Genomic DNA, 15,442 nt, shown 5'->3' on the forward strand with positions numbered 1-15,442 from the left:
TTCCGGTCGACCGACTTCTCCGTTCCGGTCACCCGGCTCTCCCGTTCCGGTCAACCGGCTCTCAGCCGCTCACCAGCGCGAGTGCACCTGCGCCCGCAGGCGGCGGTCGTACAGGTCCTGAACGGCGTCCAGGGTCTGCGGCGACAGCGGCGGCAGAGCGGCCGTCTCGGCGTTGGCCCGGGCCTGCTCGGGGCTGCGGGCGCCGGGGATGACGCTGGTGACGCCGGGCTGCTGGACGATCCAGCGCAGCGCGGTCTGCGCGGAGGTGGCGCCGGGCGGGGCGAGGCGGGCGAACTCGTCGGCGGCCTCCACCCCGGTCGCGAAGTCGACGCCGGAAAAGGTCTCGCCCTGGTCGAACGCGGAACCGTCCCGGTTGTAGGTGCGATGGTCGTCCGCACCGAACAGGGTGTCCTTGGTGTACTTCCCGGACAGCAGGCCGGACGCCAGCGGGACGCGGGCGATGATGCCGACGCCGGCCTTCTCGGCGGCGGGCAGCACCTCGTCCAACGGCTTCAGCCGGAACGGGTTGAGGATGATCTGCACGCTGGCGACGCCGGGCCGGCCGATCGCGGTGAGCGCCTCCGCGCAGGTCTCCACGCTGACGCCGTACGCGGCGGTTCGGCCCTCCTCGACCAGGGTGTCGAGCGCGTCGAACACCTCGTCGCTGGAGTACACCGCCGTGGGCGGGCAGTGCAGCTGCACCAGGTCGAGTCGGTCCACGCCCAGGTTCCGACGCGAACGGTCGGTCCACTCACGGAAGTTGGCGAGGGTGTAGTTCTCCGGCAGTTGCGGCAGCCGGCGGCCGAGCTTGGTGGCGACCAGCAGTTCGTCGTCCTGGCGGGACTTCAGGAAGCGACCGACCAACTGCTCGCTGCGGCCGTCCCCGTAGACATCGGCGGTGTCGAAGAACGTCACCCCGGCGTCGGCGGCGGCGTCCAGCACCGCCAGCGCGTCGTCCTCCAGCACCACGCCCCAGTCGGCGCCCAGCTGCCACGTCCCGAGACCCACCACCGACACCGGACGCCCGGTCCGGCCAAGTACACGCTGTTCCATGCGCCGAGCCTGCCACAACGCCCGACGCGGCCCAACCCCCGACACTCCCCGGACGGCACCGGCCCCACCGGCCGTGCAGACCCGAAGGCCGCCCCGGCGCCCAACGGCACCGGGACGGCCCGGCTCGATCAGCGGCGCGTACCCGCCAAGGGCCTACGCCCGCTCAGACGTTGACGCCGTAGTCCAGCGCGATGCCCCGCAGGCCGGAGGCGTAGCCCTGGCCGATGGCGCGGAACTTCCACTCGGCGCCGTAGCGGTAGAGCTCGCCGAAGACCATCGCGGTCTCGGTGGACGCGTCCTCGCTCAGGTCGTAGCGCGCGACCTCGGTGCCGTCGGCGTCGTTGACGACCCGGATGAAGGCGTTGCGGACCTGGCCGAAGCTCTGGCGGCGCTGTTCGGCGTCGTAGATCGACACCGGGAAGACGACCTTCGCGACCTGCGGCGGAACGGCCGTCAGGTCGACCCGGATCTGCTCGTCGTCGCCGTCGCCGCCACCGGTGAGGTTGTCGCCGCTGTGCTCGACCGAACCCTCCGGGCTGCGCAGGTTGTTGTAGAAGACGAAGTGCTGGTCGCTGAGGACCCGTCCGGCCTCGCTGCACAGCAGCGCGCTGGCGTCGAGGTCGAAGTCCGCGCCGGTGGTGGCCCGGACGTCCCAACCGAGGCCGACGATGACGGAGGTGAGCCCCGGGACCTCCTTCGTCAGCGAGACGTTTCCGCCCTTGGCGAGCGAGACTCCCATGTTGCCCTCCTGTGGTATCCCCGTACCGGGCCCGGTAGTTCGGCCCGGCGGCCGGCAGCCGCCGCGTGATGCGGGCGCAGGCCCCGAAGTTGAATCTACAGCACTGTAGAACAGGACGGAATCCACCTTCGCACCAGCAGCGTCCCAAAAAGTCACCGCGCGGCACCGGATCTGACGGCACCACACCGAGCAGCACCGGCCTGATCGTCGGATCGGTTCTCGCGAGGTCCGACCACGGTGTCCCCCGCAGGTCACTCGCAGCGTCCCCCCGCAGGTCACCCGCCGCGCGCCGCCCAGGTCACCCGCCGCGCCGCGCCGGGGCCGCCTACCGGCGTCGGCCGTCGCCCCGGGCATACCCTTTCCGAGGAGGTGCCCCAGATGAGTGATGACACGACGATCCCCGGTATCGATCCGAAGGTGCCGCCCAGCGGCGACGGCTGCGTGGAGTGTCTGGCCGGCGACGGCCAGGGCTGGTGGTTCCACCTGCGCAGGTGCGCGGCGTGCGGACACATCGGGTGCTGCGACTCCTCACCGTCCCAGCACGCCACCGCACACGCCCGGTCGGCCGGCCACCCGTTCCTGACCAGTTTCGAACCGGGCGAGGACTGGTTCTGGAACACCGAGACCGAACAGTTCTACGAGGGCCCGCCGCTCGCCGGCCCGTCCGCACACCCGGTCACCCAGCCCACCCCGGGCCCGGCCGGCCACGTCCCGATCGACTGGCAGCAGCGCCTGCGCTGACTCCCCGCCCACCACAACCGACCGTACCCGCGCCGCCATCCGTGCCGGGTACGGTCGGTTTGTGGTGCGACGCGGGCCGGCGCGGCCACCCGCACGGACCGGCAGCGGCGACGGCGGCAGCGACGGCGGCAGCGACGGCGAAGGGGCGGGAACGTGGACGCGCAGCAGTGGGAGACGGTGCGGCGACTGGCGGCGTGGCTGGCCGAGGGAAGCACTCAACCCCCGGAGATGCAACGGGTGTTGCAGTGCCTGAAGATCAGCGAGGAGGCCGGCGAGGTGGCCGAGGCGGTGATCGGCGCACTCGGCCAGAACCCGCGCAAGGGCTTCTCGCACACCTGGGACGACGTGGCGGCCGAACTGTGCGACGTGGTGATCACCGCGATGGTCGCGCTGACCCGGGTGCATCCGGACCCGGCCGCCGCGTTCGACGCGCACCTGGCGAAGGTCGCTGCCCGCGCGCTGCCGACAACGGAGTCCGACGCCGCCCCGAACTGAGGCGGGCCGACCCGTCAGCGGTGCCCGACGGCGAACAGCAGGAGCACGAATCCGGCGAACACGTGGGTACCCACGATGTAGATCAGCGCACGGATCAGCATCTGCTTGCGCCGCGCCTTCTCCTCACGCACGGCGGAGCTGGTCACGTCGGTCCTCCTGTCGTCCTGTCCCGTCCTGGTTCTGCCGTTCCGGCCTTTGCAGGGTACGCCGTACGGGGCCCGTGGCGGAGATCACGGGCCACTTAGGGCCACCTACGGTGGCGTAGGTCACTTCACACAGTGAACTATCTCCTCCATGGCCGACTACCAGGAGACCCTTGACCTCAGTTCCTACGCCGCACTCGGTGACAGCTTCACCGAGGGCCTGAACGACCCCGGCCCCGACGGGAAGTTCGCCGGCTGGGCCGACCGGCTGGCCGGAATGCTGGCCGAGCGGCGCCCGGAGTCCGATCTCCGGTACGCCAACCTGGCCGTGCGCGGCCGCCTGCTGGACCAGATCGTCACCGAGCAGGTCCCGAAGGTTCGCGAACTCCAGCCCGATCTGGTGACGTTGTGCGCCGGCGGCAACGACATCCTGCGTCCGGGCAGCGACCCGGACCTGATCGCCGAGCACTTCGAGTCGGCCGTGCTGGAACTGCGCGAGCACGCCGGGAAGGTGCTGATCTGCACCGGCTTCGACACCCGCAACGTGCCGGTGCTGCGCCACCTGCGCGGCAAGGTCGCAACCTACAACTCGCACCTGTGGGCGATCGCCGACCGCAACGGTCTCGCCGTCGCGGACCTGTGGTCGCTGCGGGCGGTGCACGACCGCCGGGCCTGGTCGGACGACCGGCTGCACCTGTCGCCGGAGGGCCACCAGCGGGTGGCGCTGCTGGCGGCGCGCGCCCTCGGCCTGACCGAGGCCGGCGACCCGGAGGCCGCCTGGCCGCCGGCGCCGGTCACCACCCCGGCCGAGCAGCGCCGGGAGAACCTCCAGTGGGCCCGCACCTACCTGCTGCCGTGGGTGGGCCGCCGCCTGCGCGGCGAGTCGTCCGGCGACCACATCGAGGCGAAGCGCCCGGAGCTGCTCCCGCTCTGACCCGACCCGGCCCGCCCGAGGCGCAATCCACGCGACCCGAGCCCCGATCCACCCGGCCCGGACGCAACCCACCCGGCCCGAGCCCCAATTCACCACCGCCAGACCCGACTTCGACCCAGCCATGCCCGGGCCCAGCCATGCCATACCCCGCCGTGCCCAGGCCCGGCCATACCCCGGCCAGCCATGCCCTGGCCCGGCCATGCCCAACAGCGCCTGGACACCACTGCGGGCCGCCCCGCCCCCACGCGGTCGGCGGCCCGCAGTCCCCAGGTGAGACCCCTGCCTCGTCTTACTCGACGACCAGCTCCACCGGAACGTTCCCGCTGATCGCCTTGGAGTACGGGCAGACCTGGTGGGCCTGCTTGACCAGCTGCTCACCGGTCTCGCCGGCCAGCTCCTCGGGCAGTTCCACCCGCAGGACGACCGAGAGGGCGAAGCTGGTCTCGTCCTTGCCGATGGTGACCTCGGCGGTCACCGAGACGTTCGAGACGTCGACCTTCGCCTGCCGGGCCACCAAACCGAGCGCTCCGGAGAAACAGGCCGCGTAGCCGGCCGCGAACAGCTGCTCGGGGTTGGTGCCCACGCCGTCGCCGCCCAGCGCCGGCGGCAGCGACAGCTTGAGGTCGAGCTTGCCGTCCGAGCTGACGGAGCGGCCCTCGCGGCCGTTCGAGGTGGCAACTGCGGTGTAGAGCGGTTCCATTCCGAGCTCTCCTGTCTCGTCCATACCTGATCTCAGACCGGTGTCCGGCAGCGTTTCCGCCGGCGCCGTCTCCGGCCTGCCCTGTCCTGCCCCATAACTACAGCACACAATTCAATTGCGCACAACTGAATCGGCCGCTTGCTACCCTTGAGCCATGACCAGCCACGACGAAGAGGACGAAGCCAGGGCCGGGACCGGCACCGACCCGACGATCACGACGCTGGAGGAACTCGCGGCCGCCGGCTCCGACCTGCTCCTGCTCGACCAGCAGATCTGCTTCTCGCTGAACGCCGCCTCCCGCGCATTCGGCAGCGTCTACCGGACGGCGCTGAAGGATCTGGGCCTGACGTACCCGCAGTACCTCGTGATGCTGGTGCTCTGGCAGCACCGCGAACTCCCCGTCAAGCAGCTCGGCGAGCGCCTGCGGCTGGACTCCGGCACGCTCTCCCCGCTGCTCAAGCGGCTGGAGGCGACGGGGCTGATCGCCCGCGAGCGCAGCCCGCAGGACGAGCGGTCGGTGATCGTCTCGCTCACCCAGGCCGGCCGCGACCTTCGCGAGCCCGCCCGCGCCGTCCCGCGCCACATCGGCGCCGCGGCCGGACTCCCCCTGTCCGACCTGCGAACCCTGCGCGAACTGCTCACCCGCCTGACCGCGAACCTGGACGCGGCCGGCGCCTGAGCGTCGAGAATCCTCAACACGCAGGCGCCGGGGCCGCGTTGAAAAGACCTACCGGTGCCGCAGGTACGCCGCCGCGGTCGCGCGCAGCCGCTCGTGCAGGCCGTCGTACGCGCGGGCCCGGCCGAGGACGGACTTCGGCAGCTTGGCGACCATCGTGTAGTTGGTGTCGCAGACGTTCGCGGCCGGCGCCAGTCCGGCCTGGCTGACCAGCTGGTACGCGTCGAGCTGCTCAAGGCCGAGGAGTTCGCCGGTCCAGCCGACCAGGTCGTGCTGGCTGATCCGGAAGGCGTCCTCCAGCGGGCGGGCGGAGCCGGTGCTGATCAGGTGGTCGTCGTTCTCCAAGCGGGGCCAGGCCGGTCCGCCGCCCTTGATCAGGTCGACGATCACGGTGGTGCGCATCGCGGCCTCGACGGCGGTGCCGCACACCTCGCCCTCGCCCTGGCGGGCGTGGCCATCGCCGATGGCGAGCAGGCCGCCGTCGACGTTGACGCCGAAGTAGGCGGTGGTGCCGGCCCGCATCTCGGGGGTGTCCAGGTTGCCGCCGTGCGCGCCGGGGGTGATCGAGGCCAGCACCTCGCCGGCGGCGGGGGCGACGCCGACGGTGCCGTGCATCGGGTCGAGCGGCAGCGCGACGGTGAAGTCGCTGCCCCGGGCCCGGAAGTGGCACAGGCCGGCCGCGACGTCCAGGTCGTAGATCCAGACCCGTTCCTCCAGCGCGGGGTGCAGCATCGCGGTCTGGTGGGTGGCGGTGAGCGCCCCGAAGTGCGGGAAGGTGCTGGAGATGCCGTAGTCCCGGGCGGGGGTGATCTCCACGAAGTGCACCGCGAGGACGTCCCCGGGTTCGGCCCCGGCGACGGCGATCGGGCCGGTGACGGGGTTGAGGTACGGGAAGACGCAGACCTGGCTGGGCAGGTCGCCGGTGCCGCGCACCTTGCCACCGAAGCAGTCCTCGGTGGTCAACTCGACGATGCTGCCGGGCTGAACGGTGGTCAGCGGGGCGCGTCCGCCGAAGGTGTAGGCCCAGTCCTCCGGCGCGGGGGTCAGCTGGACGATCTCGGGCAGGGTCACTTGTCGGTCTCCTCGGAGGTGGTGTCGGCGACGGCCAGTCGGGGCTTGCGGCCGGTCAGCATCAGTCCGGCCAGCACGATCCCGCCGATCAACAGCCAGACGAAGCCGAGCCGTTGGGCCGCGATGTTGGCGTTGACGACGACGTAGGCGAGGATCGCGAAGCCGAGCAGCGGGGCGATCAGGTGGCGCCAGTAGTCCTTGCTGCGCTTGCGGATCAGGTAATGGACGACGACGGCGACGTGCAGCACCAGGAAGGTGGTCAGCGCACCGAAGTTGACCAGGGTGCTGAGCAGGGTGATGCCGTCCTCGCGCGAGGCCATGTACAGGCCGAGCACCAGCGAGATGCCGGCGGTCAGCAGGGTGGCGTTGACGGGCACCCGGCGGGTGGGGTGGATCTTGGCGAGGAATCGGGGCAGTTGGCGGTCGCGGGCCATCGCGAACAGCAGCCGCGAGGTGGCCGCCTGCGCGACCAGGGAGTTGGCGAAGCCCCAGGCCACGGCGGTGGACGCGGCGGTCAGGGTGGCCAGCCAGCCGCCGCCGCCGGCGGCGCGGGCGGCGTCGTAGAAGGCGGTGCCGTTCGGGTCTCCGTCGGCGATCAGCGCGTCCGGGTCGGCGACCAGCAGCGAGGCCACCCAGGTCTGCACGATGAACAGTGTGCCCGCGAGCAGCAGCGCGGCCACCATCGACCGGCCGATCGCCTTGGTGGAGTCGCGGTTCTCCTCCGAGAGGGTGGAGATGCCGTCGAAGCCGAGGAAGCTGAGCACGGCGATCGAGACCGCGCCGAAGGCCAGGTGCCACGAGAAGTGGTGCGAGTTGTACAGCGGCGTGAAGTCGAAGCCGCGGCCCTTGCCGTTCGCCAGCGCGATCACGCCGACCACCAGGAACACCGCGAGCACGACGAGTTCGCCGATCAGCACCGCCTTGTTGACCTTGGCGGTGGTCTCGATGCCCAGGTAGTTGACGACGGTGTTGAGCAGCACGAAGCCGACCAGCCACAGCCAGACCGGGACGGACGGCACCAGCGAGTTCATCGCGACGCCGGCGATCAGGTAGAGCAGGCCCGGCACCAGCACGTAGTCCAGCAGGATCATCCAGCCGGACAGGAACCCGACCGGTGCGCCGATGCCGCGCCCGGCGTAGGTGTAGACCGAGCCGGCCATCGGGAACGCCCGGGACATCTGGGCGTACGACAGGGCGGTGAACATCATCGCCACCATGCCGAGGACGTAGGCCAGGGCGACCATACCGCCGGAGCCCTGGAAAACGCCGCCGAAGATGCCGAAGGGGGCGATCGGCACCATGAAGACCAGACCGTAGACGAGCAGGTCGGTGAAGGTCAGGGACCGGCGCAGCTCCTGTTGGTAGCCGTAGCTCTCGATGCCTTGGTGCGCGGGTGTGTCGGCCATGGTGCTCTCTCTCCGTGACGACCCTGCGGGTGTGTGGGGGAGACTGTAGAGCGAAGTATTTCCATATGGAAGGGTTTTGCGAGGGCGTTCCACCGACTGAGAAAGCGGGCGCTCAGCGGTCTTCGCAGGTCAGCTGCCTTGACGCGGCGACAGGACGGCGAAACCGGCCCCCTCGGCCCGGGCCAGGTGCACGGCGCGCCGCGCCCCGCCCAGCAGTCGGCCGGCCGCCCGGGTCAGCCCGTGCGGCTCCAGGGCGTGACGGTGCGCGAGCGCCGCGAGCAGCTGCAGGCCGTCGTAGAGCCCGACCGCGTACGCGTCCAGCACGGGCGCCCACGGCCCGCACAGCGCCCGGTGCCGCTCGCCGAGCAGCTGCCGGGGCTCCTCGGCGAGGGTGGCGAAGGACGGCATGGCGGCGTACAGCGTCCCGGTGTCGTCACCGCCGAGAGCGAGCAGTCCGTTCTCCTCCAGCGCCCCGGACAGCCGGACGATTCGGCGGTCGAGTCCGCTGCGGCGCAGCGCGCGGTTGAAGTGCACCAGGTCGCGGCCGATCAGGCTGAGCAGCAGGGCGTCGGCGCGGGCCGTGCGCAGCGCGTCGAGCAGTGGTTCGACGGCCGGTTGGACGGCCCCGAACGGGACGCGGCGCTCCAGCACGATCCTGGCTCCGGCGCGGGTGGCGAGGGTGGCGGCGGCGCGGTGGACGGAGCGCGGCCAGATGTAGTCGTTGCCGATCAGCGCCCAGCGGCGCAGTCGATGACGCTCCGTCAAAATACCTACTGCCCCGGCGAGTTGACCGGTCGGGTCGGTGCCGGTGCACAGGACGCCGGGGCGGCGGGTGCCGCCTTCGTGCGGCGGGGTGTAGATGTAGGCGATGCGTCCGGCGGCGACGGTTTCGACGGCGCGGTGGACGTCGCTGGTGTGGCAGCCGGCCAGGGCGTCGAGGGCGCCGGCGTCGAGCAGCCGGCGGACTTGGGCGGCCACGGGGTGGGGTGCGCCGCCGCCGTCGACCAGGACGAGGTCGAGGGGGCGGCCGAGGATGCCGCCGCGGGCGTTGATCTCGTGCGCGGCGAGCAGGGCGCCGTCGAGTGCGGACGGGCCGGTCAGTCCGAGCGGGCCGGACTGCGGCACGACGAGGCCCACCCGGAACGCGCCGTCCTCCCTGGGGAGGTGGAGCGCGTCGAGCGGGTCGACCAGCCTGGCATCCAGCGTCACCAGTGCGAGTATGGTCGGGATGTCGGCCCCGGGAAAGCCCGCGAGGCTCGGGGGGACCTCGGAACGGGAGGGTCGGATGGCCATGAGGAGCGCTGCCGCGCACACCACCGCCGCGCCCGGTCCGGCGGGCTCGCCGCCGCTGCTGGTGGAGCTCGTGGCGCTCGCCCACCGCCGGCTCACCTCAGGGCTGGCGACGGCGCTCGCCGAGGAGGACTGCACGGTCGACCAGTGGCGGGTGCTGCGGGCGCTCGCGGACGGCGAGGGCCGATCCATGGGCGAGTTGGCGCAGGCGCTGCTGATTCCGCAGGCCAGCCTGAGCCGCCTGGTGGACGCCCTCGCGGATGCCGGGCTGGTCTACCGGCGCCAGGACGACCAGGACCGCCGCCGGATCACCGCCCACCTCTCCCGCCAGGGCCGCACCCGCCTGACCCGCCTCGACGCCCTCGCGGCCGCCCACGACGCCGCCGTCCGCGCCGCCTGCGGCCTCCCCGACCCCACGGCGCCGCTCACCCGCCTCGCGTCGATCTGACACCGGGCAGCCCGCGGCTACGACTCGTAGCGTTCGATCTCCTCGACGCTGCGGACGCCGGCCTGGTTCGGGTCGTCGCCGGCGTCGGTGCGGGCCCGGCGCTGGCGCAGCAGGTCCCAGCACTGGTCGAGCTGTTCTTCCAGGTCCTTGAGTTCGCGCTGTTCGGTGGACTGGTCGATGCGGCCTTCGGAGAGCGCGGCGCGCAGTTTCCGTTCCGCGTCGACCATGGCGCTGATCCGGTCCAGGATGCGGCGGTCGGTGGCGCCGCCCTTGCCCTGCTCGTCCATCGGAGGCCTCCTCACGGTCCGCCCTGTTCCTCACTCTAGGAAGCCGGAATGCGGCCCGCCACCAGGGCCGATCGGGGCGGCGGGCCCTTCGCGGCGCGGCGGGTTGACCCGAAAGGGGGAGCGCAATTGACAGGGCGTCAGAGGGCTTGCCAGGATCACTTATTGAAAACGACTTCCACTTCCAATCCGCTTCCATTCCGCCCCCGAAAGGCCACCCCATGTCGCTGGACGTCTCCCCCTCCCTGCTCACCCTGGCCGAGCGCGACGAGGTCGCCGACGCCGACTTCCTCGCCACCGTCCGCACCTCGCTGCCCTACGCGTACCGGCTGGTCAACGACCTGACGGCCGAACTCGCCACCAGCGACGCCGAGTTCGCGGACAACACGGTCGCCCCGACCGACGCCGAACGCGCCCAGCTGCTGCGCGCGCTGGCCAGCGACTCGATCCGCGGGGCGCTGGAGCGGCACTTCTCGGTGAAGCTGGCCTTCCAGAACTGCCACCGCCTGGCGGTCTTCCACCCGCACACCGAACACACCGACGCCTACCGGAAGTTCACCTCCATCCGGGCCCAACTGCTGAACCAGTCCCCGGAGTTGCGCGACTGCTGACCGCACGCCGAGCACCCGCCGCCCCGGCGACTGCACCGAGGCGGCGGGTTCAGCGCATCCAACTCGGCTCAGCCGAGGGTTACTTCGGTGTCCCGCTGGGCGGCCGCGGGCTCCACCGGCGCGGGTACCGGCCGGGTGCGACGGGACGGCACCAGCAGTGCGGCGAGCGCCGCGGCCAGGCAGAACGCCGCGAGCAGCGCGAAGCCGTGGGTGTAGCCGGACTCCATCGGGCGGCCGGAGGGCTGGAGGTGGCCGGTGACCAGGCCGGTCATCAGCGCGGCACCCATCGAGCCGCCGATGGTGCGGATGTTGGCGTTCATGCCGGTGGCGGCGCCGGTCTGGGCGGGCGAGACGCTCTGCACGATCAGGTTGCTCATCGAGGCGAACGCCAGGCCGATGCCGAGCCCGAACACCCCGGCCGCGACGGCGACGTCCGCCGGCGTCTGGTGCCGGGCGGCGAGCAGCGCGCAGGCCACGGCACCCAGCAGCGCGCCGGTGACCAGCTGCGCCTTGGCGGGAAAACGGCCGGCCAGGCGCCCGCCGAGGATGCCGGAGACGAACATCGCGCCGACCATCGGCAGCATCAGCAGGCCGGCGCCGGTGACGGTGGAGCCGAAGCCGTAGCCCGCGCTCGTGGGGGTCTGGACGAAGCCGGGCAGGAACGCCCACACGGCGTACATGCCGCCGCCGAACAGCAGGGCCGCGGTGTTGGTGGTCCACACGGCGTGCAGCCGGATCACCCGCAGGTCGATCAGCGGGTTGCGCGAGCGGGCCTCGCTGAGCACCCAGAGCGCGAACAGCACGACGGCGGCGGCCAGCAGGCCGAGCACCCGGGCCGATCCCCAACCCCACTGGGCGGCCTGACTGACCGGCAGCAGCAGCGCCACCAGCCAGCCGGAGAGCAGCACGGAGGAGGTCCAGTCGACGCCGCCCTCGCTGCGGGTCGGCGACTCGGGGACGTAGCGCCAGGCGAGCAGCACGGTGGCGGCGACCACGATGACGGGGAGCCAGAACAGCCAGCGGTAGTCCAGCGCGCCGACGATCGGGCCGGCCAGCACCATGCCGAGGCCGCTGCCGACGGCGATCACGGCGGACAGGTTGCTGATGCCGGTAGGCACCCGCCCGGCGGGGAACTCGTCGCGAATGATGCCGAAGGACAGCGGGAACAGCGCACCCGCGATGCCCTGGAGAACGCGCGCGATCAGCAGCACGGTGATGTTGGGGGCGAGCGCGGCGACCAGGCAGCCGGTCAGCAGCGCGACCAGCGCCGCGACCAGGGTGCGCTTCTTGCCCACCAGGTCGCCGACCCGGCCGAGGATCGGGGTGAACACGGACGCGGACAGCAGGTAGGCGGTCATCACCCAGGTGACGGTGGACTGCGAGGTGTGCATCGCCTCCTGAACGATCGGCAGGGCCGGCGTGATCAGCGACTGGAGCAGCGCGAACACGCCCGCTCCGACGGCGAGCACGCCGAAGGTGACGCGGTGGGACTGGCGATTCATCGAACCCTCTCGGGACTCGGGTCGCGGCGCACGGGAACAACGGCGCGCCACGGCGCACAACTGGCAGGCAGACGCCCGAACGGGCGGTGGTGCGGAGCAGAAACGGACGGCGGGTCAATGCCGGTACGGTCAAACAGAATTGACGACAGCGGTGCACGTTCCGTCAGTTCGGATTGACGACCGCGATGCCGGTGCGGTCAACCCTGTTTGACGGCAGCGGTGCCGGCACAGGGCGCCGGCACGGGGCGGCGCGGGTGCTGCGGAGAGCCCGTCGCCGACGGGCGACAGGCCGAAGCCAGGGCCCCGGTGCTAAAGTCGAGGCATGCCTCCAGATTAGCGGAGGTGAGCCTCCGGTTCAATCCGGATGTGTCGAAACGAGGTCACCGTGTCCGAACCGATCTCCGTCGGCGAGTTCCTCGCTGCCCGGCGCCCGCGCCGCGCCGACGCCGCGCGCAACTTCGACGCGCTGCTCACCGCCGCCCGCGAGGCCTTCGCCGAACACGGCGCCGACGCCTCCCTGGAGGACATCGCCCGCCGGGCCGGCGTCGGCATCGGCACCCTGTACCGCAACTTCCCCACCCGCCGGCACCTCTTCGAGGCCGTCTACGCCAACGAGGTCGAGGACCTCGCCCGGGTCGCCACCGGCCTGGCCGACCGGCCGTCCTGGGACGCCCTGGTCACCTGGCTGCGCCGCTTCGTCGACTACGCGATGACCAAGCGCGCCATCCGCGAGGCCCTCCAGGGCGAGGAGTCCGCCGTCTTCCTCGCCTGCCGCCTCTCCATGTACGACGCCGGCACCCCCCTGCTGGAACGCGCCCAGCAGGACGGCAGCGTGCGCACCGACATGAACATGGACGACCTGCTCCGACTGGTCTCCGGCATCGCCTCCGTCGCCTTCCCGGACGACAAGCAGCGCGCCAAGGTCCTCGCCATCGCCCTGGACGGCATCCGCCCCCGCCCCTGACACCTCCCGTTCAACGATCAGCCGCTCCCGAACGGGTTCGCGGCGTCCCGGCCCACCAGAGCCAGCAGCCTGGTCTGCGGATCGGCGTCGGCCGCCACCGGCACCACGTCCGCGAACAGGCCCGAGGCCGCCAACGCTCCTGCGTGCGGGGCGACTTCGGCCAGTCCGAAGCTCACCGCCGCCGGATCCATCCGGGCGTCCGCGCCGATCCCGGTGGCCAGGTCCCAGCCGTGCACGATCGCGTCCACCGTCATCTCCCGGGCGTACCCGGCCGCCCGCCGCTGCCCGTAGGAGAGGTGGACGGTGCGCCGCAGCGCGCCCGGCGCGGCGAACGCGGCCCGGGCGGCGTCGGCGGCGGCCGTCCACGCCGCCACCGGGTCGTCGCCGAGCATCTCCCCGTCGTAGCGGTCGCCGACCTCGGCGACGGTCGCTCCGTCGAGCAGGTCGGGCACCCACAGCTGTTCGTAGGTGAGATGCCCGACCAGCTGACGGACCGTCCAGTCGGTGCACGGGGTGGGGGCCTGCCAGCGGTCGTCGGGCACGGCGCGGACCAGCCGGCCGAAGTGGTCCAGGGCCTGGGCGTGCAGCGCGAGCAGGGCCTGGCCGTCGAGGTGTGTCGCCATGGGCCCCACGCTTGCCCGCCCGCGCCTCCCGGGCAAGGCGACACCCCGTGGCCCGGACGGACCGCTCCCCGGCCCCGGACCACTCGTCCAGGCCGGCCTACTCCTCGACCGGGGCCTTCTCGCGCAGCAGCTCCACGAACGCGCGCATCCACGCCGGGTGGTCCGGCCAGGCGCGGGCGGAGACCACGGTGCCGTCCACCACCGCGTCCCCGTCCACGAAGCTCGCCCCGCCGGCGGCCACGTCCGGCTCCAGCGCCGGGTACGCGGCGGTGCGGCGGCCGGCCATCGAACCCGTCCGCAGGGTGATCAGCGGGCCGTGGCAGATCTGCGCGAGCGGCTTGTCGTCGGCGACGAAGTGCGCGACGATCCGCTGCACCTCCGGGTTGTTGCGCAGGTACTCGGGCGCCCGGCCGCCGGGCAGCACCAGCGCCACGTACTGCGCCGGGTCCACCTCGTCGAACGCCAGGTCGGCGGGCCAGGTGTAGCCGGCCTTCTCGGTGTAGGTGTCGAAGCCCTCGACGAAGTCGTGCACCACGAACTGCAGGGTCTTCCGGGTGGGCGCGGCGATGTGCACCTCGTACCCCTCCTCCAGCAGCCGCTGGTAGGGGTAGAACACCTCCAGCGACTCGGCCGCGTCGCCGGTGATGATCAGGATTTTCGCTGCCATTCGGGGCTCCCGTCCCTCCGCGCGTCCGGCACACCGCCCACCCCGGCGGGGCCCGCGCTGCCCACCCTGCCCGCTGACGCGCCGTCAGGCAATGGGGCGCGCGCAGCACACGGCGCGCGGTCGGGGCGTGCGCTCCGCCGCTCGATGCAGCGTCCCGCCCGGCAGGGGGTACTCCGGGGGCGACCCGCCCGGGGCCCGCCTAGCGTGCTGACGGGGCCGGTCTCAGGGCGACGTTCGCGATGCCGTCGGGCCCCGCCACCGCAGGTCCGCCGGCAGGGAGGTCGCCATGCAGCACTCGCACATCGTTGACTCCGCCACCGTCGCCAACCTGCGCGATCTCGGCGGCATCGACCTGCCCGGCGGCGCCCGGGTCCGCTCCGGACTCGCGCTGCGCTCCGGCCAGTTGGACCGGCTCGACCCGTCCGGCGACCCGATGTTCGAGGCGCTCGGCGTGCGCACCGTGATCGACCTGCGCAGCGGCGCCGAGCGCACCGCCTACCCGGACCGGGTGCCCGGCGGGGCGCACCTGCTGGTCGCCGATGTGCTCGCCGACCGGGCGGGCAACGGCGTGGCGACCGCGCTGACCGCCGCGCTGGAGGACCCGGCCGGCGCCAACCGCACCCTCGGCGGCGGCCGTGCCGCGCTCGCCCTGACCGAGGACTACCGCGCCTTCGTCACCTCCGCCGCCGCCCGGCGCGCGTACAAGCAGCTGCTCACCGCCCTCGCGCACCAGGGCGGCGGCCCGGTGCTGTTCCACTGCACGGCGGGCAAGGACCGCACCGGCTGGGGCGCCGCGCTGATCCTGCTGCTGCTCGGCGCGGACGAGGAGACCGTCCGCACCGAGTACCTGTCGGTCGATCCTGCGGTGCACGTCCGGTACGCCCCTGTGCTGGAACGTTTCCTCGCCGGGGGCGGCGACCCGGAGATCGCCGACGCGATCCTCTCGGTCCGCGCCGAGTACCTGGCCGCCTCCCTGGACACCCTCGCCGACCACTGGGGCGACCCGGAGAGCTACGCCCGGGCCGCCCTCGGCCTCAAGGACGAGACCCTGGAGAGCCTCCGCGGCCGCCTGGTCCAAACGTCCTGACCGGACCG

The 15,442-nt window shown here is 72.4% G+C and carries 19 protein-coding genes; 8 read left to right on the forward strand and 11 right to left on the reverse strand.

Annotation, left to right across the window (positions count from 1 at the left end):
• Positions 1-69: 69 nt before the first annotated feature.
• Positions 70-1,053, reverse strand: coding sequence for an aldo/keto reductase (locus tag ACFYS8_RS00275; RefSeq protein ID WP_387633709.1), 984 nt, complete (start codon positions 1,051-1,053; stop codon positions 70-72).
• Between the two features lie 163 nt (positions 1,054-1,216).
• Positions 1,217-1,792: a TerD family protein gene (locus ACFYS8_RS00280; protein ID WP_387633711.1), complete on the reverse strand. Its 576-nt coding sequence runs from the start codon at positions 1,790-1,792 to the stop codon at positions 1,217-1,219.
• 378 nt (positions 1,793-2,170) lie between these two features.
• Here ACFYS8_RS00280 and ACFYS8_RS00285 point away from each other — a divergent pair, with 378 nt between their 5' ends.
• Together ACFYS8_RS00285 and ACFYS8_RS00290 are read left to right on the forward strand one after the other, a co-directional pair.
• Positions 2,171-2,533: a UBP-type zinc finger domain-containing protein gene (locus ACFYS8_RS00285; RefSeq protein ID WP_387633713.1), complete on the forward strand. Its 363-nt coding sequence runs from the start codon at positions 2,171-2,173 to the stop codon at positions 2,531-2,533.
• 153 nt (positions 2,534-2,686) lie between these two features.
• Positions 2,687-3,028 (forward strand): MazG-like family protein, encoded by a 342-nt coding sequence (locus ACFYS8_RS00290; protein WP_387633715.1) that lies wholly within the window; start codon positions 2,687-2,689, stop codon positions 3,026-3,028.
• A 14-nt stretch (positions 3,029-3,042) separates the two neighbouring features.
• On the opposite strand, the gene ACFYS8_RS00295 is transcribed toward ACFYS8_RS00290, so the two are convergent.
• On the reverse strand, positions 3,043-3,174 hold the full coding sequence (locus ACFYS8_RS00295) for a DUF6126 family protein (RefSeq protein ID WP_387633717.1): 132 nt from the start codon (positions 3,172-3,174) through the stop codon (positions 3,043-3,045).
• 148 nt (positions 3,175-3,322) lie between these two features.
• Here ACFYS8_RS00295 and ACFYS8_RS00300 point away from each other — a divergent pair, with 148 nt between their 5' ends.
• A complete protein-coding gene (locus tag ACFYS8_RS00300) occupies positions 3,323-4,105 on the forward strand; it encodes an SGNH/GDSL hydrolase family protein (RefSeq protein ID WP_387633719.1) in 783 nt (260 codons plus the stop codon).
• 289 nt (positions 4,106-4,394) lie between these two features.
• On the opposite strand, the gene ACFYS8_RS00305 is transcribed toward ACFYS8_RS00300, so the two are convergent.
• On the reverse strand, positions 4,395-4,805 hold the full coding sequence (locus ACFYS8_RS00305) for an organic hydroperoxide resistance protein (RefSeq protein WP_387633721.1): 411 nt from the start codon (positions 4,803-4,805) through the stop codon (positions 4,395-4,397).
• Positions 4,806-4,959: 154 nt separating this feature from the next.
• Between ACFYS8_RS00305 and ACFYS8_RS00310 the strand changes: the two genes are divergently transcribed.
• Complete coding sequence (locus ACFYS8_RS00310; RefSeq protein WP_387633723.1) at positions 4,960-5,484, forward strand: MarR family winged helix-turn-helix transcriptional regulator; 525 nt, start codon at positions 4,960-4,962, stop codon at positions 5,482-5,484.
• Positions 5,485-5,532: 48 nt separating this feature from the next.
• Here the strand turns inward: ACFYS8_RS00310 and ACFYS8_RS00315 are convergent, their stop codons facing one another.
• The 3 genes from ACFYS8_RS00315 to ACFYS8_RS00325 all read right to left on the reverse strand — a co-directional run bounded on the left by ACFYS8_RS00315 (position 5,533) and on the right by ACFYS8_RS00325 (position 9,167).
• On the reverse strand, positions 5,533-6,552 hold the full coding sequence (locus ACFYS8_RS00315) for an acetamidase/formamidase family protein (RefSeq protein ID WP_387633725.1): 1,020 nt from the start codon (positions 6,550-6,552) through the stop codon (positions 5,533-5,535).
• Positions 6,549-7,958: an APC family permease gene (locus ACFYS8_RS00320; protein ID WP_387633727.1), complete on the reverse strand. Its 1,410-nt coding sequence runs from the start codon at positions 7,956-7,958 to the stop codon at positions 6,549-6,551. The genes ACFYS8_RS00315 and ACFYS8_RS00320 overlap by 4 nt, the downstream gene beginning before the upstream one ends.
• Positions 7,959-8,087: 129 nt before the next feature.
• Positions 8,088-9,167, reverse strand: coding sequence for a substrate-binding domain-containing protein (locus ACFYS8_RS00325; protein ID WP_387633729.1), 1,080 nt, complete (start codon positions 9,165-9,167; stop codon positions 8,088-8,090).
• 76 nt (positions 9,168-9,243) lie between these two features.
• Here ACFYS8_RS00325 and ACFYS8_RS00330 point away from each other — a divergent pair, with 76 nt between their 5' ends.
• Positions 9,244-9,696, forward strand: coding sequence for a MarR family winged helix-turn-helix transcriptional regulator (locus ACFYS8_RS00330; RefSeq protein ID WP_387633731.1), 453 nt, complete (start codon positions 9,244-9,246; stop codon positions 9,694-9,696).
• 17 nt (positions 9,697-9,713) lie between these two features.
• On the opposite strand, the gene ACFYS8_RS00335 is transcribed toward ACFYS8_RS00330, so the two are convergent.
• On the reverse strand, positions 9,714-9,983 hold the full coding sequence (locus ACFYS8_RS00335) for a DUF2630 family protein (RefSeq protein WP_387633733.1): 270 nt from the start codon (positions 9,981-9,983) through the stop codon (positions 9,714-9,716).
• 218 nt (positions 9,984-10,201) lie between these two features.
• Here ACFYS8_RS00335 and ACFYS8_RS00340 point away from each other — a divergent pair, with 218 nt between their 5' ends.
• Positions 10,202-10,591 (forward strand): SCO5389 family protein, encoded by a 390-nt coding sequence (locus ACFYS8_RS00340; protein WP_387633734.1) that lies wholly within the window; start codon positions 10,202-10,204, stop codon positions 10,589-10,591.
• A gap of 68 nt (positions 10,592-10,659) precedes the next feature.
• Here the strand turns inward: ACFYS8_RS00340 and ACFYS8_RS00345 are convergent, their stop codons facing one another.
• The gene (locus ACFYS8_RS00345) at positions 10,660-12,093 is read right to left on the reverse strand and encodes an MFS transporter (RefSeq protein ID WP_387633736.1); all 1,434 of its coding nucleotides are present in this window, start codon (positions 12,091-12,093) and stop codon (positions 10,660-10,662) included.
• Between the two features lie 385 nt (positions 12,094-12,478).
• On the opposite strand from ACFYS8_RS00345, the gene ACFYS8_RS00350 reads away from it, so the two are divergent.
• Complete coding sequence (locus ACFYS8_RS00350; RefSeq protein ID WP_387633738.1) at positions 12,479-13,057, forward strand: TetR/AcrR family transcriptional regulator; 579 nt, start codon at positions 12,479-12,481, stop codon at positions 13,055-13,057.
• A gap of 17 nt (positions 13,058-13,074) precedes the next feature.
• On the opposite strand, the gene ACFYS8_RS00355 is transcribed toward ACFYS8_RS00350, so the two are convergent.
• Together ACFYS8_RS00355 and ACFYS8_RS00360 are read right to left on the reverse strand one after the other, a co-directional pair.
• The gene (locus ACFYS8_RS00355) at positions 13,075-13,680 is read right to left on the reverse strand and encodes a TIGR03086 family metal-binding protein (RefSeq protein ID WP_387633740.1); all 606 of its coding nucleotides are present in this window, start codon (positions 13,678-13,680) and stop codon (positions 13,075-13,077) included.
• Positions 13,681-13,777: 97 nt separating this feature from the next.
• On the reverse strand, positions 13,778-14,347 hold the full coding sequence (locus ACFYS8_RS00360; RefSeq protein WP_387633742.1) for a DJ-1/PfpI family protein: 570 nt from the start codon (positions 14,345-14,347) through the stop codon (positions 13,778-13,780).
• Between the two features lie 286 nt (positions 14,348-14,633).
• On the opposite strand from ACFYS8_RS00360, the gene ACFYS8_RS00365 reads away from it, so the two are divergent.
• Positions 14,634-15,434 carry a tyrosine-protein phosphatase gene (locus ACFYS8_RS00365; protein WP_387633744.1) on the forward strand — a complete coding sequence of 267 codons (801 nt, stop codon included), beginning with the start codon at positions 14,634-14,636 and terminating at the stop codon, positions 15,432-15,434.
• Positions 15,435-15,442: the final 8 nt, after the last annotated feature.

This window comes from Kitasatospora sp. NPDC004615 (genome assembly GCF_042873545.1).
GTDB lineage: Bacteria > Actinomycetota > Actinomycetes > Streptomycetales > Streptomycetaceae > Kitasatospora.

Coding starts and splice junctions, on each gene's coding strand:
- ACFYS8_RS00305 (WP_387633721.1), bottom strand. CDS start 4,805: ATGGAACCGCTCTACACCGCAGTTGCCACCTCGAACGGCCGCGAGGGC.
- ACFYS8_RS00275 (WP_387633709.1), bottom strand. CDS start 1,053: ATGGAACAGCGTGTACTTGGCCGGACCGGGCGTCCGGTGTCGGTGGTG.
- ACFYS8_RS00285 (WP_387633713.1), top strand. CDS start 2,171: ATGAGTGATGACACGACGATCCCCGGTATCGATCCGAAGGTGCCGCCC.
- ACFYS8_RS00335 (WP_387633733.1), bottom strand. CDS start 9,983: ATGGACGAGCAGGGCAAGGGCGGCGCCACCGACCGCCGCATCCTGGAC.
- ACFYS8_RS00345 (WP_387633736.1), bottom strand. CDS start 12,093: ATGAATCGCCAGTCCCACCGCGTCACCTTCGGCGTGCTCGCCGTCGGA.
- ACFYS8_RS00355 (WP_387633740.1), bottom strand. CDS start 13,680: ATGGCGACACACCTCGACGGCCAGGCCCTGCTCGCGCTGCACGCCCAG.
- ACFYS8_RS00310 (WP_387633723.1), top strand. CDS start 4,960: ATGACCAGCCACGACGAAGAGGACGAAGCCAGGGCCGGGACCGGCACC.
- ACFYS8_RS00360 (WP_387633742.1), bottom strand. CDS start 14,347: ATGGCAGCGAAAATCCTGATCATCACCGGCGACGCGGCCGAGTCGCTG.
- ACFYS8_RS00330 (WP_387633731.1), top strand. CDS start 9,244: ATGGCCATGAGGAGCGCTGCCGCGCACACCACCGCCGCGCCCGGTCCG.
- ACFYS8_RS00300 (WP_387633719.1), top strand. CDS start 3,323: ATGGCCGACTACCAGGAGACCCTTGACCTCAGTTCCTACGCCGCACTC.
- ACFYS8_RS00365 (WP_387633744.1), top strand. CDS start 14,634: ATGCAGCACTCGCACATCGTTGACTCCGCCACCGTCGCCAACCTGCGC.
- ACFYS8_RS00280 (WP_387633711.1), bottom strand. CDS start 1,792: ATGGGAGTCTCGCTCGCCAAGGGCGGAAACGTCTCGCTGACGAAGGAG.
- ACFYS8_RS00320 (WP_387633727.1), bottom strand. CDS start 7,958: ATGGCCGACACACCCGCGCACCAAGGCATCGAGAGCTACGGCTACCAA.
- ACFYS8_RS00340 (WP_387633734.1), top strand. CDS start 10,202: ATGTCGCTGGACGTCTCCCCCTCCCTGCTCACCCTGGCCGAGCGCGAC.